This is a genomic window from Faecalibacterium sp. An77 (genome assembly GCF_002161315.1).
GTDB lineage: Bacteria > Bacillota > Clostridia > Oscillospirales > Ruminococcaceae > Faecalibacterium.
The window spans coordinates 11,936-30,666 of the sequence record NZ_NFHK01000023.1 but is presented as its reverse complement, the minus strand read 5'-3'; the positions used below and the strand labels follow the sequence as shown (position 1 = coordinate 30,666).

The window sequence follows — 18,731 nt, the reverse complement described above, 5'->3', positions numbered from 1 at the left end:
CCTCTCAAAAAAGCCGGTTATTCCTCGCTGCCGGAGGCAGGGGCTTCGGCGTCGTCCTCGTCCTGGCCGCCGCGGCGCTTGGGTTCCACCCAGGTGACGCTGTCGTCGCCGGGGATTTTGCGGGCGATCAGGGCTTTGATGTTGATGCCCATTTCGGTGAACATCCCCTCGTGCTCGGTGCGGATGTTCCAGGCCGGCTCGTTCTCGTGGAGATCGTAAGTCTGCCAGGTGATTTCGTAGCCCGCCGCAGGGAAGTAGGCCAGGCTGTCCCGGAACAGGTCATCGTCGTCGGTCTTGAAATAGATTTCCCCGCCGTCCACCAGAAAATCCCGGTACTGGATCAGCTGCCGGGGATGGGTCAGGCGGTGCTTGTTGGAGGAAGCGTTTTTGCTCCAGGGGTTGCAGAAGTTGATGTAGATCCGGCTGACGGTGTCCTCGGGGGTAAACAGATTGCGAATCCGCTCGATGTCGGCGCTCATAATCCGCACGTTGTCGATGGGACGGTTGACGGCGGCGTAGGCCGCCTCGATTTTCCGCTTGGCCAGAATCAGCACCTTGTCGGTGATGTCGATGCCCAGATAGTTGTTTTCGGGGTGGGCGGCGGCCAGCTGGGAGATAAAGCCGCCCTTGCCGCAGCCCAGCTCCAGCACCAGGGGCAGATCCGGGTTGGCGAACTGGTTGTGCCACTGGCCCTGCAGGTGGAAGGGGTCATGGATGTGGAAGTCGGCGGCGAGCAGCTCGGCCCGCGCGTAGGGCTTGAAACGCATGCGCATAGGGTTATACTCCTTGTTTTATGGATTGATGATTTTACGAATGGGCTGCATTCTGCAGGAAGGCGGCCACTTCTTCCGGCCCGGCGGAACAGCTGCCCTGGCAGATGCCGGGCTTTCCGCCGCCCCGTCCGCCGCAGGCGGCGTTGAGGGCCTTGGTGAGGGGACGGACGTCCCCGTCCCGGCGGGCCAGACAGTAGCCGCAGCCCTTGTCGGTGGGGGTGAGGGCGGCGCACAGGCCGTCGGTGGCTTCGGTGAGCCGTACCGCCAGCCGGTGGAGCCCGTCGGGGTCCAGACCGGCCACCGTCCGGATGGCGTCCTCGTGGGGGCCCACCGCCCCGGCCAGCGCGTCAAAGAGCTGGCCGCACAGGCCGTACTGGGTGTACTTGAGGGCGGTGAGTTCGGCGTGAACCCGGCGGACGGCGTTGGCCGTCTCGGCGGGCTTGGCGCTCAGCAGGGCCACAATGGTGCTCTGGCGGTCCTGCATGGCCTGGACTTCGGCCAGGGCCCGGCCGCCGCAGACCACCGACAGCCGCATCCCGCCCTTGTAATGTTCCGCTGCCAGAATCTTGATGAGACCCACCTGGCCGGTGGTGGCGGTGTGGGTGCCGCAGCAGGCGCAGACGTCGGCTCCGGGAATGGTGACAATCCGCACCTGGCCTTCGATCTCCTTTTTGCTGCGGTAGGTCATGTGGGCCAGCTCCTCCCGGCTGGGATAGCTGATCTGGACCGGCAGGTCCCGCCAGACAAAGCGGTTGGCCTCCGCCTCGGCCTGGCGCAGCCCTTCAGGGCTGATGGGGACGCTGGTGTCCATCCGCACCGCCTCGCTGCCGATGTGAAAGCCTACATTCTCGGCCCCAAACAGACGGTGCAGGGTTCCGGACAGGATGTGTTCGCCGGTGTGCTGCTGCATCTTGTCAAACCGCCACTCCCAGTCAATTTGCTGATGGACGGGAACCCCGGCCTTGGCGTCAGGGGGCAGGAGGGACACAGTGTGCCAGATGATGCCCTCTTTTTCGTGGACGTCGGTCACCGGCAGGGCGGTGCCGTCGGGCAGGGTCAGGGTACCCCGGTCGGCGGGCTGGCCGCCTCCCTCGGGATAAAAGACGGTGCCGGTCATGGCAATGCGGCCCCCGCCCTCGGCCAGAGGCTCGGCGGCCTCAATCAGGGTGTCCGCCTCGGCGCGGCAGGGGTCGGCTTCGTAAAAACGTTCGGTTGGGTGCATGATGGATTTCCTCTCTCTGAACAGCGGGAAACGGCAGACAAAAACCAATGGGCGCGAAGCGCTGTCATTTAGGTCAAATAGCCCGTTTAGGGCTATTATACCATGTCCGCCAAAGCGGACAAAAACAAATCCGCGCATCGCGCGCACTTCTCGGTCAAATGGCTGCTTTTGCAGCCGTTATACCATGTCCGCCAAAGCGGACAAAAACAAATCCGCGCATCGCGCGCACTTCTCGGTCAAATGGCTGCTCTTGCAGCCGTTATACCGTGTCTGCGAAAGCAGACAAAAACCAATGGGCGCGAAGCGCTGTCATTTAGGTCAAATAGCCCGTTTAGGGCTATTATACCACGATTTTTGCCTGTGGAAAATAGTTACCGGTTGTGATATCATAAAATAGACAGGGCCGCGCATAAAAGGGCGGCACGTTTGAAAAAAGAGAGGAACGGAACATGCGTGAAAGTGGAATTTTGATGCCGATTTCCAGCCTGCCCGGCCCCTACGGGATCGGCTGCTTCGGCGCAGAGGCTGTGAAGTTTGTGGATTTTCTGGCGGCGGCAGGCCAGAGCATCTGGCAGATTCTGCCCCTCAGCCCCACCGGCTACGGGGACAGTCCCTATCAGAGCTGTTCGGCCTTTGCCGGCAACCCCTATTTCATCGACCTGGAAGCCCTGCAGGCCGAGGGCCTGCTCACAAAAGAGCAGCTGGAGGAAGCCGACTGGGGCGAGGACCCCTGCGTGGTGGACTACGGCGCCCTGTACAACAGCCGCTATGAGCTCCTGCGGGCCGCCTATAAGGCATGGCAGGCCAAGTGCGTCGGCCTCCATGGCTGCGAGACGTACTACCCCGACGACTATTACGCCTTCACCCTGACCCAGGAAGACTGGCTGGACGACTACGCCCTGTACATGGCCCTCAAGTCGGAGCAGAAGATGAAGCCCTGGACCGAGTGGCCCCGGGAATACCGTCTGCGGGACGCCGAGGCCATCCGCCGCTACGCCGCCGAAAACCAGGATGAGATCGGCTTCTGGAAGTTCCTCCAGTATGAATTCAGCAAGCAGTGGAGCAAGCTGAAAGCCTACGCCAACGCCAAGGGCATCAAGATTCTGGGCGATATGCCCATCTACGTCTCGGCCGACTCGGTGGACGCCTGGGTGGGCGGCAGCCTCTTTGAGCTGGACGGCGAGGGCCGGTTTGCCCGGGTGGCCGGATGCCCGCCGGACTACTTTGCCGCCGACGGCCAGCTGTGGGGCAACCCCCTCTATGACTGGGACTATCACCGCAAGACCGGGTTTGCCTGGTGGATCAAGCGGGTGCGCTACGCCACCTCGATTTATGACCTGGTGCGGATTGACCACTTCCGCGGGTTCGATACCTATTGGGCCATCCCGGCTTCCAGCGCCACCGCCAAGACCGGCAAGTGGGAGCAGGGCCCCGGCATGGAGCTGTTCCACGCCCTGGAGAACGCCCTGGGCCAGCTGCCCATCATCGCGGAGGACCTGGGCGATCTGACCGACAGCGTCCGCCAGCTTCTGGCCGACAGCGGCTTCCCCGGCATGAAGGTGCTGCAGTTTGCCTTCACCGGCGGAGACAATGAATACCTGCCCTACAACCACATCAAGAACTGCGTGGTGTACCCCGGCACCCACGACAACACCACCATCACCGACTGGTGGGAAAACGTGGCCACCAAGACCGAAAAGCGGAACGCTGCCGCCTATCTGCACCTGACCAGCTACCTCAAGCCCACCGCGGCCCAGGCCGCCCTGGTGGAGCCCGCCGAGGCCCGTCAGGCCATTCTCCGGGCGGCCCTCAGCTCCCCGGCAGACCGGGCCATCATCGCCCTGTACGACTGGCTGGGCCTGGGCGCCGAGGCCCATCTGAACACCCCGGGCCGCCTGGGCGGCAACTGGGCATGGCGGGCCAAGAAAGGCTTTGACACCGCCGCCCTGGCCGAGCGAATCCGCCAGGAATGTGAGGTAAGCTGCCGTACCCGGGAGAATCTTTTAGCAGAATGACAAAATTTCCGCAATCCGGGGGGAAAGTTGCCCCCGCGGCTGGAAAATAGATCCAGTCCGTGATATAATTTACATATGCTGGTTATTTAGACAAGCTGGCAAATGGATGGGCAGAGGGCCCGTCTGAGGGAATATGCAGCCGCCTTGGAGCGTGGGGAGCAAAGCCGGACGGAGGGATTTTGCCGCCGCGGCCCATGAAGAAGGACCGGCGCATAGCGGGGGAAACAGCGATGAAAAAAGGATGTACGGTGCAGGACCTGCAAAGGTTGACCGAGGCTTTACAGATGGTCTTTGAGGACGTCAGCGTTGTTGCGCTGCCGCCCGAGTCCGAGGATCACTGGCAGGATGACGCCATGCAGGTGAGTTATGAGCAGGGGGGCGGCCAGGTGAGCTGTGTGCTCCGCCGCCGCGTCAAGGTGGATGAGGCCAGCTATGGCATCCAGATGAGCGCGCCTCTGGCGGGCAACACCCTGCCCGAGGACCGGATGACCGAGCGGGAGCGGGAACTGGTGCGGGAGGACCTCAACCGGGACTTCCTGACCGGCGCCTACAACCGCCGCTATGTGGAGACGGTGTTCAGCCCCCGGCTGGATGAAATCCTCCAGGCTGGCGGCCAGGCCGCCGCGGCGCTGGTGTCGCTGGACGAGGCCGACCGCCTGCGGTACGCCCACGGGCAGCCCTCTCTGGACCAGATCGTCTGCACCATCGTCAACCAGTGGAAAAAACACTACGACGTGCCCAACAGCCGGGTGGTCTGCCGCCTCCACGGCGGGATTCTCCTGATTGTCTGCGAGGGAATGACGGCGGCCCAGCTGGAGGAAGAAGTCCGGCAGCATTACGCCTCCATGCCCTGCAGCTGCATCGCCGGCACCGGCATGATGAGCCGGGTGGCCTTCACCCTGTCCATCGGCGTGGCGGGCACCTCTGAGCTGGCCGAGGGCCAGCGCAGCTGGGAGAACCTGTACCACCTGTGCGACAAGCGACTGTGTGCCGCAGTGTCCAGCGGCGGCAACTGCATCTGCGCCCGGGACTGAGATCAAACCTTTATCCGGCCGGAACGGCGTCTGCCCTCCGGCCGGATTTTTTGCACCCCCAAACCCACGGTATAAAAGCCTCCTTTTGGTACACACTAGGAACCAAAGTCCCCCCTTGCGGGGGCGTTCCCAGACCCAAAAGGAGGCTTTTTCGATGGAACACCAGAAAAACGACAACCTGAATATGCTGGAGGCGGTCATCCAGAACACCGAGATGGGCAAAAATACCCTGGCCCAGATCCTGCCCATGACCGACGATGCCCGGTTCCGTGCCGAACTGATTCGGGAGCGGAACGGCTACCAGGAGCTGAGCCAGGAGGCCCACAGCGACATGGAGGCCTGCGGCGGCCAGGCGCAGGGCCAGTCCGCCTTTGCCAAGATGAACACCAAAATGGGCATCAGCATGAAGACCCTCACCGACAAGTCCACCCGGAACCTGGCCGAGATGCTGTCCGAGGGCAGCAGCCAGGGCGTGATGGACTGCATCAAGTGCCAGAAGGATTATCCCAACGCCGCCCCCGGCACCAAACGGCTGATGCAGCGGCTCCAGGACTTTGAGGAGGACAACCGCATCAAGCTGGAACAGTTCCTGTAACAAGACCCAAAGAAAGGCGCAGCCTCCCGGTGTGGAAGGCTGCGCCTTTTGTCGTATGAATGATGGGGCGGGGGATTACAGCCGCTGGATCATGGAGGCCACAATCCGGGTGGCGGTGGCTACATATTCCGCAATGCTGAATTTCTTCACCACCAGAACCTCGTGGCCGTCCTCGTCGGCGTTGTCGCTCATGGCCCGCAGGATGACGCAGGGAACGTTGTTCTTGGCCGCAATCTGGCTGACGGCGGCGCCCTCCATCTCCACGCAGTCGGGGTCACACTTGGCGGCGATGGCCTCCTTGGAGGCGCTGTCCCCGATGAACAGATCGCCGGTGGCGATCTTGCCGGTGATGTACCGGACCCCGGCCTCGGCGCAGGCGGCTTCGGCCGCTGCAATCAGGGCGGGGTCGCCGTGGTATTCCTTCAGGTAGGGGGGATTCTGGCAGATCATGTCCAGCTGAGCGTCATGATACAGCACCGTTCCGCCGATGACCACGTCGCCGATGCCGATTTTGCTGGTCATGTTCCCGGCGATGCCCGAGAAGATGATCTGCTGGGCGGCGTATTTGGTAATCAGGACCTGGGTGGTGGCGGCGGCGTTGGCCTTGCCCATGCCGGCGCAGCAGACCACCACCTGGCGTCCGGCCAGGCTGCCGCAGTGATACTGCACGCCGCCGTAGTCCTCAACCTGTACGTCGGTCAGGCGGGCGCAGAGCTGGTCCACCTCGTCGGGCATGGCGCCCATAATGCCGATGACCATTGCGTCCACCTCCTTAGACGTTGAACAGGAACTCGATGACGTCCCCGTCCTCCACCACGTATTCCTTGCCCTCGGTGTGCTGCATGCCCTTGGCCTTGACGGCGGCATAGTCAAAGTTGTTGGCTTCCAGGTCGGCGTAGTGGATGACGCTGGCCCGGATGAAGCCCCGCTCAAAGTCGCTGTGGATCTTGCCGGCAGCCTGGGGAGCCTTGGTGCCGCGGCGGATGGTCCAGGCGCGGCATTCCTTCTTGCCGTCGGTCAGGAAGGAGATCAGGCCCAGCAGGTCATAGCTGGCGGTAATCAGGTTGTCCAGGCCGCTGGACTGGATGCCCATCTCGGCCAGGAAGGCTTTCTTTTCCTCGGGGCTGTAGTCGGCGATGTCCTCCTCGGTGCGGGCGCAGATGGGGATGACTTTGGCGCCCTCGGCGGCGGCCCGCTGGGCCACCAGGGGAACGTACTTGTTGTTCTCAATGCCCTCCATCAGGTCATCTTCGCCCACGTTGCAGGCGTACAGCACCGGCTTGGCGCTCAGCAGGCCCATCTCACGCAGGACGTTCTTCTGGTCGTCGCTGGTCTCGTCCCAGTCAAAGCTGCGGGCGGGCTTGCCCTCGGCCAGATGGGCGGCCAGCTGTTCCAGCCAGGCAGCCTCGGCGGCTGCGCCTTTGTTGTTGCCGCTCTTGGCGGCCTTGGCCATCCGGCCGGCCCGGTTCTGAACCACTTCCAGGTCGGACAGGATCAGCTCATAGTCGATGACGTCGATATCCGAGATGGGGTCCACGGCCTCGGCGCGGGTCACGTCCTCCACCACGTGGATGATATTGTCGTCGTCAAAGCAGCGCACCACATGGACCAGGGCGTCGCATTCCCGGATATGGCCCAGGAACTTGTTGCCCAGGCCGGCGCCCTGTGCAGCGCCCTTCACCAGGCCGGCGATATCCACGAACTCCACAATGGCGGGAGTCTTTTTGTTGGTCTGCCAGATTTCGGCCAGCTTGTCCAGCCGGCTGTCGGGCACCGCCACGATGCCGCTGTTGGGCTCGATGGTGCAGAAAGGATAGTTGGCGGCCTCGGCGTTGCGAGTCGAGGTGATGGCGTTGAACAGGGTGGACTTGCCCACGTTGGGCAGGCCGACGATACCTAATTTCATACGATAATGCTCCTTTATAGCAGGCTGCGCCGTCTGCGGCACAGCGCCGGATTTTGCGTTCCTCCTCATTATACTGAACCCTCGCCCCAAGCGCAACCTACTTTTTCGAGAAAAAGTAGGCAAAAGGCAGCTTTGGCTCGGCGCGTCCTGCGGACGAAACAGCCGAGCCGAAGCTGGCGCCGCGCTCCGATTTTTGCAAGCGCCCGCCGTGGCGCGCCGCAAAAATCGGCTAAGCGCAAGAGGATTCAATGGGTACCATACAGTTTCCGGGTCTCCGAAGGTTCCGCGGGGCCTTTACGTTCCGGCTCGCTCGTTACGTTTGTGCCTCTTGCGCTTAGCCGGTTTTTGCGGCGTGCCAAGAATGGCGCTTGCAAAAACCGGAGCGCAGCGCCAACGGCAGCTCCCTGTTTCATCCACCGGATGCGGTCGCTGCCGTTGCCTGCGCCCCGGTACGATGCAAACTCCGGTATGGCTTGATTGTACATTTCATGTTACTACCTGTTCACAGAAGAAAGTAAATCCGGGTCCGGTTAACCCCTGTATCATATTGTGCCGTTGGCTGCGCAGCCGAGGCGGAGCGGGGGCAGCGGTCTGTCTTTTACATGAGCGCGGCGGCGCCCGAAGCAAAAGCAGGGTGCCGCCACCCGGCTAAACGCAAGAGGAACAAACGCAACGCGTGAGCCGGAGCCCGGCCGCTGGGTAAAATCAGTCTATGAGGCAGTTTGCATCGTACCGTGCCGCAGGCACAAACGTAACGAGCGAGCCGGAGCGCAACGGCCCCGCGGAAGTGTCGGAGACCCGGAAAGTGTATGGTACCCAGTGAAGCTTTTTCACGAAAAAGCCGGAAAGTTCTTTATTTTGTCATATCTGTTCCGTATAATAAAGCTATATCGCAAAATGTAAAACGCAGGGGGAAGAAGATTTTGCGCGCTGCGCGCCCGCTGCGATGGGAATGGCTGGAGGAATATACCATGGCAAACGAAAAGATCCTCGTCGTGGACGATGACCAGAATATCTGTGAGCTGCTGCGGCTCTACCTGACCAAAGAGGGCTTCCAGGTCACCCTCGCCTCGGACGGTGAGGACGCCCTGGAGAAGTACGCCCAGATCAAGCCGGATATGGTTTTGCTGGATGTCATGATGCCCCGGCTGGACGGCTGGGAGGTCTGCCGCCGCATCCGCAAACAGGGCGATACCCCTGTGATTATGCTCACCGCCAAGGGCGAGACCTTCGATAAGGTTCTGGGCCTGGAGCTGGGCGCCGACGACTATATCGTCAAGCCCTTCGACAGCAAGGAAGTGGTGGCCCGCATCAAGGCGGTGCTGCGCCGGTGCGCCGGCGGCGCGGCGGCTGAAAAGCCGGTGGAAGGCGTGGTGGAGTTTGACAACCTCCGCCTGGATATGAACAGCTACGAGCTGAAGGTCAAGGGCAAGGTGGTGGAGGCTCCCCCCAAGGAACTGGAACTGCTGTACTGCCTGGCTTCCCACCCCAACCGGGTGTATACCCGGGACCAGCTGCTGGACGAGGTCTGGGGCTTTGAGTACTACGGCGACTCCCGCACCATCGACGTCCATGTCAAGCGCCTGCGTGAAAAGCTGGCCGGCGCTTCCGACAAGTGGGAGCTGAAAACCGTCTGGGGCGTGGGATATAAATTCGAGGTGCGTCAGTAATGCGCAAAAGCATATCGGTGGCTTTCTTCTCCACGGTGGCCACCCTGCTGATTCTGGCGGTGGCCGTTATGGGTCTGTCCCAGCTGGTCCTGTTCAGCAAGTATTTTGCTGAGGAGCGGTTTGATACCCTGGACGACGTGGGCAACCTGGCCGGCCGGACGGTGGGGTATTTCTGGGACGACCTGACCGAGAGCGAGAAGATGGAGAGCGTCGTGGGTCAGGTGGACCTGATCGGTGAGAGCGCCAACGTCTATATTTTCTTTACCGACACCGAGGGCAAGGTGGTTCTTGCTTCCAACAGCAACCACCTGACCCAGGAAAACATTCCCCCGGAGGTTCTGGCCAATGTGGCCGGGGCCGAGGAAGGGGTATACCACGAACTGGGCAAGATGAAGGGCTCCTTTGACGAGGAGTTCTATGTCTCGGCACGGCCGATTCTGAGCAATTCCGAGACCATGGGCTATATCTTTGTCTGTGCTTCGGGGCAGATGCTGGATGATTTTGTGGGGCGGTTCGCCTCCAACTTCCTCCTGTCGGCCTGCCTGATGCTGATTTGCGCCAGCGTCCTCACCATGTTCATGATGCGCAGCCTTACCGAGCCCCTGCACCGGATCAGCGAGGCCGCCCAGAAATTCGGCGGCGGTGACTTCTCGGTCCGGGTGGAGGACGTGGACGGCGACGGCGAAATCGCCGATCTGGCCCGCACCTTCAACACCATGGCCGCCAACCTGCAGCAGATTGACACCTCCCGGGGCCAGTTTATGGGCAACATCGCCCACGAGCTGCGCACCCCCATGACCACCATCAAGGGCTTCATCGACGGTATTCTGGATGGCACCATCCCGCCTGAGCTCCACAACCACTATTTGCAGCTGGTGTCCCAGGAGACGGGCCGTCTGGCCCGGCTGGTCCAGAATATGCTGGACCTGTCCAAGCTGGAGTCGGGAGAGTACCGGGTCAACGCCCGGATGTTCAACATCTGGGAAACCCTCACCGGGGTGGCCCTGTCCGCCGAACAGCGGATCAACGACGGCCAGATTGACCTGGAAGGCCTCACCATGGACGAGCGGGTGCTGGTGTACGCCGACCCCGACCTGATCTATCAGGTGGTGTATAACCTGCTGGACAACGCCATCAAGTTCACGCCTCCCGGCGGGGTGATCCGGTTCAACGTCGAAAAGCTGGGCCCCGAGGCCGAAATTTCCATCTGGAACAGCGGCCAGGGCATTGCCGAGGACGCGCTGCCCTTCGTATTTGAGCGATTCTATAAAGAGGACCAGTCCCGCGGTCTCCATGCCCGGGGCGCCGGGCTGGGCCTGCATATCTGCAAGGTGCTGGTGAATCTGGCCGGCGGACAGATTCGGGTGGAGAGCAAACAGGGCGAGTGGTGCCGGTTTGTCTTTACCCTGCCGGTGGAGGTGCCGGGCCGCGGCGATCTGCTGAAATTGTCCGACGACACCACCCAGGCCGGCCCCGCCCGGCCGGCGCAGTAATTCCGGGCCGGCGGATGGGCAGAGTGGACGGTCCGGCGCGAAATTTGGACCCTGTCCGGCGGGCTTTTTGGTCCGAAAACAGGGGATTTTGTGGAAAATCTGGGCATTTGATCCGATGAATTTACGTCATTTCCGTGAAAAAGACGGCGTCGGGTTTGATTTTTGTGTCGTTTTCGTGTACACTAAAATGTAAGCTGCGCATGGTGCGCCGCCAACGAAACGGAATACAAAAAACTGATACAACGGAGAGTAAACATACCATGGCGATCATCAGTCCATCGATTTTATCTGCCGACTTCTGCCGTCTGGGGGATGAGTGCCGCATGGCGCTGGAAGCCGGAGCCGAAATGCTCCACTTTGACGTAATGGACGGACACTTTGTGCCCAATATCAGCTTCGGCGTGCCGGTGCTGGCCAGCCTGCACCGGGGCATCCCCAGCGCTTTCTTTGACGTGCATCTGATGATCAGCCATCCGCTGTCCTATGTGGATGCCTTTGCCAAGGCGGGCGCCAGCCTCATCAACTTCCATCTGGAGGCCGAGGACGACCCGGCTGCTGTGCTGGACGCCATCGAGGCAGCGGGCTGCAAGGCCGGCATGACCATCAGCCCGGGCACCCCGGCTGAAAAGCTCTTCCCCTGGCTGGACCGGCTGGACCTGGTCCTGGTGATGGGTGTGGAGCCTGGCTTTGGCGGCCAGAAGTTCATGCCCTCGGCCCTGGATAAGCTGGCCGCCCTCAAGGCGGAGCGTCAGGCCCGGGGCCTGGAGTTCCTGCTGGAGGTGGACGGCGGCGTCAACGCCGAGACGGCTCCTCTGTGCACCAAAGCCGGTGCGGACGTGCTGGTGGCGGGCAGCGCCGTGTTTGCTGCGTCTGACCCGGCTGCTGTGGTGCAGGCCCTGGCGGCGGTGTAACTCCGTTCGGATGAGGATGACCAATGGAAGAAACAACAAGAAAAGAACAGGAGGCGGCGCTGGCCCAGACGGGCCGGTATTATAAGCACATCTGCTGGATGGCGCTGCCTCTTGTCTGCATGTCGGCCTATCTGTATGGGCCGCGGCCGGTCGTGATGTGCCTGGTGGCTCTCCTGACCGGCAATTTGTGCGACCGTCTGGTGGCGGTGCTGCGCCGCCGCGTGTACAGCGCCTCCGACTGGTCCAATGAGAGCTTTGCCCTCGTCATCGCCCTGCTGATGCCGGCGACGGTTAGCTGGTATGTGCTGGTGGTGGCGGTGGTGGCCGGCGTTCTGCTGGGCAAGGAAGCCTTTGGCGGCTACGGCAGCTACCCCTTTCATCCCGCGGCTGTGGGCTATGTGGTGGTGGCGGTGTCCTGGCCGGAACAGGTCTTTCTGTACCCCCAGCCCTACGCCAATATCCCCCTGTTTGACACCTCGGGGGTCAACCTGGTCAGCGGCATGAGCAATACCCTGCGCAACGGCGGCCTGCCCACCGTAGGGTCTTTGTCCCTGTTTCTGGGCGAGTTCGCCGCCCCGCTGGGCAGCGGCGCCGTCCTGATTCTGCTGGCCTGCGGGCTGTTCCTCTGCACCCAGAAAGATATCCGGCTGCCGGCTGCCCTGAGTTTCCTGGCGGCCTGCGCTGTGATTGTCTTTTTGTTCCCCCGCCAGGCCGATCTGGTCCACACCGCCGTGTGGGACAGCGTCTGGCAGCGTCTCAATCTGGTGAAATACGAACTGGTCAGCGGCGCCACCCTGTACAGTGCGGTGTTCCTGATCAGTGAGCCCTATACCTGCCCCCGGCGCAAACTGGGCCAGGTGCTGTATGGGGCTTTGCTGGGCTGCGTCAGTATGCTGTTCCGCTATGTGGGCGTGTACGAGACGGCGGTCTGCTTTGCCATCCTGATGATGAACGGCCTGGCCGGCTGGCTGGACCGCGTGGTGGAGCGGCTGTACCGCCTGCCTGAAAACCGGCGGGCCGGCGGGAAGGAGGCTGCCTTATGAAACAGAGCAAGGCGGAAGTCATCCTTCGTGACCCGGGCAAGTACGCCCATCACGACCGCATCTTTTTGAATAACCCGGTCATCATGCAGGGCATGGGCCTGGCCCCGGTGGTGGTGCTGGCCACCACCGGCCGCAACGCCCTGATGCTGGCGGTGGCGGTGGCTCTGCTGCTGACCCCCTCCCGCGTGGTGAGCTTTTTCCTCAGCAAGCTGGTGCCCCTGGAGGAGCACGCCAGCGAGGAGGAACTGCGTGCCAAACTGCTGCCCCGCGGCCTGATTTATTCCGGCACCGCGGCGGTCATGTATCTGCTGTTTTACCCTCTCATGAGCCGTCTGTTTGGGATGGAACTGCTGACCCTGGGCATCTATCTGCCCATGCTGGTGGTGGAACCCCTCATCATCTACCGCTACGGCCGCGTCCAGGAGACCCTGCGCAAGTCGGTGTCCAAAGGCCTGCGGGTGACGGTGGGCTATGCGGTGGTTCTGCTGCTGGTGGGCTGCGTCCGGGAATGGCTGGCCTCCGGCACCGTCTTTGGTTTTGCCGTGACGGCCAATACCGTGCTGCTGCCCCTGGCCTCCATGCCGGCGGGCGGATTCATCCTGCTGGGCGTTCTCAGCGCCATCTGGCGGGCCCTGGCGGCCCGGTATCGGGCATTCCTGGCCAATGAGGCCCGCAACCAGGTGATTGTCAACCATCAGAAGGAAGCGAGGGGAGAACCGTGAATACTGCCATCTTTGCACCGGCCGGCTCTCTTTCCGAGGCGCTGACCATCTTCTTTGGCTACGCCATGATGGCGGTTCTGGCCCAGAATGCTGTTTTTACCCGTGCGCTGGGCGTCTCCCGCCTGGTGCAGCTGGTGGGAGACGAGCGGACCAACAGCGTCCTGTTCGGTATCCTGCAGTGCATCACCCAGCTGCTGCTGGCCCCGCTGGCCTGGTATGTGGGCGGCGTGGCCGCGTCGTTTGGGCTGGGAGCAGCCTCCCGGCCTCTGGTCTATCTGGCCTGTATTGCGGTGGTCAGTGTGGCCGAAATGGTCTTTCTGCATCTGGTCAAGCTGCCCTGGCAGCGTCAGCTGCTGCGGATTCTGCCGCTGGCCTGCCTGAATACCTGTGTGCTGGGCACCCTGCTCCTGGGCCGGACCCAGAGCTTCAGCCTGCTGCAGTCCATGGGCTTTGGCCTGGGCAGCGGCGTGGGCTATCTGCTGGCGGTGCTGCTGGTGACGGAAGCCCAGAACCGCCTGCGCAGCCAGGCGATTCCCGCGGCTTTCCGCGGGATGCCCATTACCCTGATTTACATTGGCGTGCTGGCGCTGGCCATTTACGGCCTGACCGGCCACACCGTCATCCTGTAAACCGGGCCAAAGGCGTTTTCTGTTGGGGACACGGCCCGGAAACCGGGCTGGCTTTGAACGATATTTCACGAACGGTGGCAGGAAAAATTGTTTCCCGCCTGTAAGGGAAAGGTGAAGGAACCATGCCGAAAAGAAGGCGGAACAAAAAAGTCAAGCGGTATCACCGCAGCTTTTACAGCCGGGGAATGAAGATCAAGAAGGCCCTGGGCATCCTCGTGCTGGCCGTGGTGGTGCTGGGTGTGGCCTGGCTGGCCGCGCCCTATGTGTTGGACTGGGCCACCCATACCTGGTACACGGTGGTGCGGGACAGAGACCTGCCGTCCTCCTCCGAGGCGGCGTCTTCGGAGGCCTCGTCGGCCGTATCGTCCGAGGCTGCGTCCTCCTCGTCCCAGGCGGCCAGCTCGGCGGCTTCCTCGGAGGCGGCGTCTTCCCGGCCCGAGCCGGTGGACGGCACCGCCATTCGGGATGGCAGCTGGGCCACCGTCAGCCTGTCGGCGCTGGGGGATGAGGCATCCATCCGGGCCACCGCCCAGACCCTGGCCAGCCAGGGCGTGACCTATGCCCTGGTGCCCCTGAAAGACACCAACGGCTATATCTACTATGCGTCGGCGGTGCCGGCGGCCTCCGGCAGTGTGGCCGCCAGCGTGGTGGACTCTGCCCTCATCGCCTCCATCTTCAAGGAGGAGGGCCTGGTGCCGGTGGCCGGAGTGGCCGCCTTCCAGGACCCTGTGGCCAGCTACACCGACCGCTCCATGGCCATTCAGTACAGCGGCGACGGCAATTACCTCTGGCTGGATGCAGCCAATGCGGCCGCCGGCGGCAAGGCCTGGCTGAATCCCTATGCGGCTTCGGCCATCCAGTTTGTGGGAGATCTGGTGGAAGAACTGTACAACTGCGGCTTTGAACAGGTCTGCCTGTCGGCGGTGCAGTTCCCCCAGTCCACCTCCTCCAAACAGAGCTATGGCGAGACCGGCGGCGTGGGCCGCGACGGCCAGCTGGCGGCGGACATTGCCGCATGGGACGCCCGGTTTGCGGGGCGGGTCACCCTGTGGTACGAATACCCTGTGTCCAGCTGCACCGGCGTCAGCTCCACCCTGGGGGCTCTGCCCGCCCAGCTGGGAGTGAAGAATCTGGTCATCAGCCTGCCGGCCGGGGAAGCCCAGGACCCGGCCCAGCTGGCCCAGACCGTCGCCCAGATGAAAGAGCTGGGGGCTCAGTACGTTGTCGTGCGGGACAGCGAGACCGGGAGCTTTTATTGATCTGACCCACAGTTTGGGTCTTTTGTGAGAGGGAGGAACCGAATCATGGAAAAAACGTCCTGCTTTATGCCGGCCCATATCCTTCTGCCCGAGGCATCCGTGCCGCTGGGACAGTGGGGCTGCATTGCCTGTGACCAGTTTACCAGTGACCGGGACTATTGGGCCAGCGCCGAGGCGGCAGCCGCCGGCGGCCCCAGCACCCTGCGGATGATCCTGCCGGAGGTGTATCTGGGGGACAAGGACCAGCAGGCCCGGGTGGATGAAATCCACCGGACCATGGAAGAATACAGCCGCAGCGTCCTGACCCGGGCGGTGGACGGCTTTGTCTACGTAGAGCGGACCCTCCAGAGCGGCCGGGTCCGTCAGGGCCTGGTGGGCCGGGTGGACCTGGAGGCGTACAACTACCATCTGGGCAGCCTGTCCCTGATCCGGCCCAGTGAGCACACGGTGGAGGAGCGGATCCCGCCCCGGATGGCGGTCCGCCGCGGCGCCTGCCTGGAGACCCCCCATGTGATGATGCTGGCGGACGACCCCGATCAGCTGCTGATTGAGCCCATCGGCCGCCAGAAGGATCATCTGCGCCCCCTGTACGAAGGGGAGCTGATGCTGGGCGGCGGCCCGGTGGCCGGCTGGGCGGTGGAGGACCCCGCCCTGATCCAGCAGATCGAGGAGGCCATGGCGGTTCTGAGCAGCCAGGAGACCTTCCTGGCCAAGTATCCTGCGGCCCCCAATGACCGCCCCCTGGCCCTGGCCGTCGGGGACGGCAACCACTCCCTGGCCACCGCCAAGGCCTATTGGGAGGAAATCAAAAAGACCTTGACCCCCCAGCAGCGGGAAAATCATCCGGCCCGCTGGTGCCTGGCAGAGGTCTGCAATGTGCGGTCGGACGCGGTGGAAATCGAGCCGATCCACCGGGTTCTGTTCAACACCAGCTATGAGACGGTGCTGCTGAACCTGGTTACATGGAGCGATGAAAATATGGCAGGGGTCCGCTTCGGGGAGAACTTTGAACAGAAGCTCCGCCTGACCGGCCCGCAGGACGAGTGCGCCCTCAGCTTCGAGAACCCCACCGCCCCTCTGGGAGTGGGCACGGTGGACGAATTCGTGGAGTATTTCCTCGAAAACCACCCCGAGGCCCGGGTGGACTATGTCCACGATGAGGCCGCCGTCCGCTCCTTCTGCGCGAAGGAGGGGGCTGTGGGCCTGCTGCTGCCGCCCATGAAGAAAGGGGATATCTTCCGCGGCGTGGTGCTGGGCGGCGTGCTGCCCCGCAAGACCTTCAGCATGGGTCACGCCGAAGAAAAGCGGTACTACATGGAGTGCCGCCGCATCACCAAATAAACCATCCGACGGCCGGGCCCAGGGCCCGGGCCGGGATATCCCTGCCTGTGTCATGCCCGTACGCACTGTGCCGTCCGGGCATGACGGATTTTTCACCTGTTTTCCCACACGCAACCAAGGAGTAGAATGACATTTCAAGAACTGAATTTATCCAAACCCATCCTGCGGGCGGTCGCCCAGGCGGGCTATGAAAAGCCGTCTCCGATTCAGGCAAAGGCCATCCCGCCGGTGCTGAAAGGCCGGGATCTGATGGGCTGCGCCCAGACCGGCACCGGCAAGACGGCGGCTTTCGCCCTGCCCATGCTGGATCTGCTGTCGGCCCGGCCCGCCTCCAAACCGGGGTCCATCCGGGCCCTGATCCTGACCCCCACCCGGGAGCTGGCCCTCCAGATTGAGGAGAGCTTTGGCCAGTACGGCAAGTATCTGTCCCTCCGCCACACCGTGATTTTCGGCGGCGTGGGCCAGGCGCCCCAGGTGGAACAGCTCAAGAAAGGGGTGGACATTCTGGTGGCCTGCCCCGGCCGGCTCAACGATTTGATCGGCCAGGGGCATGTGGACCTGTCCGGGGTGGAGATTTTCGTCCTGGACGAGGCGGACCGGATGCTGGACATGGGCTTTGTCCACGACGTGAAAAAGGTCATCGCCAAGCTGCCGGCGCGGCGTCAGAACCTGATGTTCAGCGCCACCATGCCCACCGAAATTGAGCAGCTGGCCGCCACCATCCTGCGGGACCCCGCCTTTGTGAAGGTGGACCCGGTGTCCAGCACGGTGGACCGCATCCAGCAGAGCCTGTATTTTGTCTCCAAGGCGGACAAGCGCCGGCTGCTGCCCTGGCTGATTCAGAATCTGGAGCCCCCTGTCCGCAATGCGCTGGTGTTCAGCCGCACCAAACACGGGGCCGACCGCATCGCCCGGGACCTGACCAAGCAGGGAATCACCGCGGCGGCCATCCACGGCAACAAGAGCCAGAGCGCCCGGGTGGCAGCGCTGGAGGGCTTCAAGGCGGGCCGGACCAAGGTCCTGGTGGCCACCGACATCGCCGCCCGGGGCATCGACATCAGCGAATTGTCCCATGTGTTCAACTATGACCTGCCCGAGGTGCCGGAAACCTATGTGCACCGCATCGGGCGGACGGCCCGGGCCGGGGCGGACGGCACCGCCGTCAGTTTCTGCGCTCCCGAGGAGCGGGAGTACCTGGCGGGCATCGAAAAGCTGAACCGCAAGAAAATCCCGGTGGTGAGCGGACATCCCTGGGACAGCCCCCAGCCCCAGGAACCCCAGAAGGAACCCAAGGCGGCGCAGCCTGCCCGGCCGGTGAAGGTGCGGCAGGTGCAGCCCCTCAAGATAGAGAAAGAGGAGACCATCATGGACGAAACCAAAAAGACCGCTCCCCGCGCCAGCGAAGGCGGGGAGAAGCGTTCCCGTTCCCGGCGCGGCCGGCGGGACGGCGGCCGCGGCAAGCAGCCCGCCCAGGGCGGCCAGAATCCGCAGCAGCAGCCGAAATTTGACCCTCACTTCCTGACCGGCGCCGAGACGGCAGTTCTGCCGGCCAAGACGGTGGCGGCCTCGGGGGAGAAGCCCCGCACCGCCATCCAGCCCCAGAACCCCAATGGCCGCAGCGGCAAGGGCAACGCCCAGAACGCCCGGCCCCAGCGGGAAAAGCAGGCCGAGGGCCGCAAGGAGGACAAGGAGAGCCGTTCCAACCGGAACGCCTCCAAGGGCAATGAGGCACGCAGCGCCGAGCAGCGCCCTGCCCGCGGGGAGAAGGAGAACCGCCCCGCCGCCCAGCCCAAGGCGTCCGCCCCCAAGAACGCCCCCGCCGACCACGGCGCAGGCCGCAGCCAGAACAGCCGGAATAATTCCGGCCGGGCCCAGGCTTCCAGCCAGCCCAAGGGCCGCGGCAGCCGCAGCCACGAGAGCCGCAGCGACGACCCCGGCCTGGTGCTCATCAGCCGCCGGCCGCCCCAGCAGAAGTTCTCCAGCTTTGAGGAGTATATGGAGGCCCACGGCGGCGCCACGGCGCCCATCGAGGACCACAGCCAGGATTACTGAGAATAGAAAAAGCGCCCCGGCTCTGTTTGGACAGAGGGGGGCAGCGTGAGGATTCGAGGCAGATTG

General features: G+C 63.1%; 16 protein-coding genes. 12 read left to right on the top strand and 4 right to left on the bottom strand.

The genetic code is table 11. The annotated features are described in order from the left end of the window. Positions 1 to 17: 17 nt before the first annotated feature. On the bottom strand, positions 18 to 773 hold the full coding sequence (trmB, locus tag B5G28_RS08890) for a tRNA (guanosine(46)-N7)-methyltransferase TrmB (RefSeq protein WP_087247989.1): 756 nt from the start codon (positions 771 to 773) through the stop codon (positions 18 to 20). Between the two features lie 34 nt (positions 774 to 807). Then, a complete protein-coding gene (locus B5G28_RS08885; protein ID WP_087247987.1) occupies positions 808 to 1,995 on the bottom strand; it encodes an alanyl-tRNA editing protein in 1,188 nt (395 codons plus the stop codon). A gap of 449 nt (positions 1,996 to 2,444) precedes the next feature. Here B5G28_RS08885 and malQ point away from each other — a divergent pair, with 449 nt between their 5' ends. The 3 genes from malQ to B5G28_RS08870 all read left to right on the top strand — a co-directional run bounded on the left by malQ (position 2,445) and on the right by B5G28_RS08870 (position 5,639). Further along, positions 2,445 to 4,010, top strand: a complete 1,566-nt coding sequence (gene malQ / locus B5G28_RS08880; protein WP_087247985.1) for a 4-alpha-glucanotransferase — start codon at positions 2,445 to 2,447, stop codon at positions 4,008 to 4,010. A 230-nt stretch (positions 4,011 to 4,240) separates the two neighbouring features. Next, on the top strand, positions 4,241 to 5,044 hold the full coding sequence (locus tag B5G28_RS08875) for a GGDEF domain-containing protein (protein WP_087247983.1): 804 nt from the start codon (positions 4,241 to 4,243) through the stop codon (positions 5,042 to 5,044). Between the two features lie 154 nt (positions 5,045 to 5,198). Next, positions 5,199 to 5,639 carry a hypothetical protein gene (locus B5G28_RS08870; protein WP_087247981.1) on the top strand — a complete coding sequence of 147 codons (441 nt, stop codon included), beginning with the start codon at positions 5,199 to 5,201 and terminating at the stop codon, positions 5,637 to 5,639. Positions 5,640 to 5,714: 75 nt separating this feature from the next. Here the strand turns inward: B5G28_RS08870 and B5G28_RS08865 are convergent, their stop codons facing one another. Further along, a complete protein-coding gene (locus tag B5G28_RS08865; RefSeq protein WP_087247979.1) occupies positions 5,715 to 6,398 on the bottom strand; it encodes a 5'-methylthioadenosine/adenosylhomocysteine nucleosidase in 684 nt (227 codons plus the stop codon). A gap of 13 nt (positions 6,399 to 6,411) precedes the next feature. Beyond that, entirely contained in the window at positions 6,412 to 7,545 is a 1,134-nt protein-coding gene (gene ychF, locus B5G28_RS08860; protein ID WP_087247977.1) for a redox-regulated ATPase YchF, read from the bottom strand. Between the two features lie 971 nt (positions 7,546 to 8,516). Between ychF and B5G28_RS08855 the strand changes: the two genes are divergently transcribed. The 9 genes from B5G28_RS08855 to B5G28_RS08815 all read left to right on the top strand — a co-directional run bounded on the left by B5G28_RS08855 (position 8,517) and on the right by B5G28_RS08815 (position 18,665). Next, positions 8,517 to 9,215 (top strand): response regulator transcription factor, encoded by a 699-nt coding sequence (locus B5G28_RS08855; RefSeq protein WP_087247975.1) that lies wholly within the window; start codon positions 8,517 to 8,519, stop codon positions 9,213 to 9,215. After that, entirely contained in the window at positions 9,215 to 10,708 is a 1,494-nt protein-coding gene (locus B5G28_RS08850) for an ATP-binding protein (RefSeq protein WP_087247973.1), read from the top strand. The genes B5G28_RS08855 and B5G28_RS08850 overlap by 1 nt, the downstream gene beginning before the upstream one ends. A 260-nt stretch (positions 10,709 to 10,968) precedes the next feature. Then, positions 10,969 to 11,619 carry a ribulose-phosphate 3-epimerase gene (gene rpe, locus B5G28_RS08845; RefSeq protein ID WP_087247971.1) on the top strand — a complete coding sequence of 217 codons (651 nt, stop codon included), beginning with the start codon at positions 10,969 to 10,971 and terminating at the stop codon, positions 11,617 to 11,619. Between the two features lie 23 nt (positions 11,620 to 11,642). Further along, positions 11,643 to 12,662, top strand: coding sequence for an RnfABCDGE type electron transport complex subunit D (locus B5G28_RS08840; RefSeq protein ID WP_087247969.1), 1,020 nt, complete (start codon positions 11,643 to 11,645; stop codon positions 12,660 to 12,662). Next, a complete protein-coding gene (locus B5G28_RS08835) occupies positions 12,659 to 13,384 on the top strand; it encodes an Rnf-Nqr domain containing protein (protein ID WP_087247967.1) in 726 nt (241 codons plus the stop codon). Before B5G28_RS08840 ends, B5G28_RS08835 begins: the two co-directional genes overlap by 4 nt. Beyond that, a complete protein-coding gene (locus tag B5G28_RS08830; protein WP_242962142.1) occupies positions 13,381 to 14,013 on the top strand; it encodes an Rnf-Nqr domain containing protein in 633 nt (210 codons plus the stop codon). Before B5G28_RS08835 ends, B5G28_RS08830 begins: the two co-directional genes overlap by 4 nt. A gap of 122 nt (positions 14,014 to 14,135) precedes the next feature. Continuing rightward, positions 14,136 to 15,272 carry a putative glycoside hydrolase gene (locus B5G28_RS08825; RefSeq protein WP_087247965.1) on the top strand — a complete coding sequence of 379 codons (1,137 nt, stop codon included), beginning with the start codon at positions 14,136 to 14,138 and terminating at the stop codon, positions 15,270 to 15,272. Between the two features lie 45 nt (positions 15,273 to 15,317). Further along, on the top strand, positions 15,318 to 16,613 hold the full coding sequence (locus B5G28_RS08820) for a DUF1015 domain-containing protein (RefSeq protein WP_087247962.1): 1,296 nt from the start codon (positions 15,318 to 15,320) through the stop codon (positions 16,611 to 16,613). Positions 16,614 to 16,739: 126 nt separating this feature from the next. Continuing rightward, complete coding sequence (locus tag B5G28_RS08815; protein ID WP_087247960.1) at positions 16,740 to 18,665, top strand: DEAD/DEAH box helicase; 1,926 nt, start codon at positions 16,740 to 16,742, stop codon at positions 18,663 to 18,665. The last annotated feature ends 66 nt before the right edge of the window (positions 18,666 to 18,731 follow it).

Coding starts and splice junctions, on each gene's coding strand:
- trmB (WP_087247989.1), bottom strand. CDS start 773: ATGCGCATGCGTTTCAAGCCCTACGCGCGGGCCGAGCTGCTCGCCGCC.
- B5G28_RS08885 (WP_087247987.1), bottom strand. CDS start 1,995: ATGCACCCAACCGAACGTTTTTACGAAGCCGACCCCTGCCGCGCCGAG.
- malQ (WP_087247985.1), top strand. CDS start 2,445: ATGCGTGAAAGTGGAATTTTGATGCCGATTTCCAGCCTGCCCGGCCCC.
- B5G28_RS08875 (WP_087247983.1), top strand. CDS start 4,241: ATGAAAAAAGGATGTACGGTGCAGGACCTGCAAAGGTTGACCGAGGCT.
- B5G28_RS08870 (WP_087247981.1), top strand. CDS start 5,199: ATGGAACACCAGAAAAACGACAACCTGAATATGCTGGAGGCGGTCATC.
- B5G28_RS08865 (WP_087247979.1), bottom strand. CDS start 6,398: ATGGTCATCGGCATTATGGGCGCCATGCCCGACGAGGTGGACCAGCTC.
- ychF (WP_087247977.1), bottom strand. CDS start 7,545: ATGAAATTAGGTATCGTCGGCCTGCCCAACGTGGGCAAGTCCACCCTG.
- B5G28_RS08855 (WP_087247975.1), top strand. CDS start 8,517: ATGGCAAACGAAAAGATCCTCGTCGTGGACGATGACCAGAATATCTGT.
- B5G28_RS08850 (WP_087247973.1), top strand. CDS start 9,215: ATGCGCAAAAGCATATCGGTGGCTTTCTTCTCCACGGTGGCCACCCTG.
- rpe (WP_087247971.1), top strand. CDS start 10,969: ATGGCGATCATCAGTCCATCGATTTTATCTGCCGACTTCTGCCGTCTG.
- B5G28_RS08840 (WP_087247969.1), top strand. CDS start 11,643: ATGGAAGAAACAACAAGAAAAGAACAGGAGGCGGCGCTGGCCCAGACG.
- B5G28_RS08835 (WP_087247967.1), top strand. CDS start 12,659: ATGAAACAGAGCAAGGCGGAAGTCATCCTTCGTGACCCGGGCAAGTAC.
- B5G28_RS08825 (WP_087247965.1), top strand. CDS start 14,136: ATGCCGAAAAGAAGGCGGAACAAAAAAGTCAAGCGGTATCACCGCAGC.
- B5G28_RS08820 (WP_087247962.1), top strand. CDS start 15,318: ATGGAAAAAACGTCCTGCTTTATGCCGGCCCATATCCTTCTGCCCGAG.
- B5G28_RS08815 (WP_087247960.1), top strand. CDS start 16,740: ATGACATTTCAAGAACTGAATTTATCCAAACCCATCCTGCGGGCGGTC.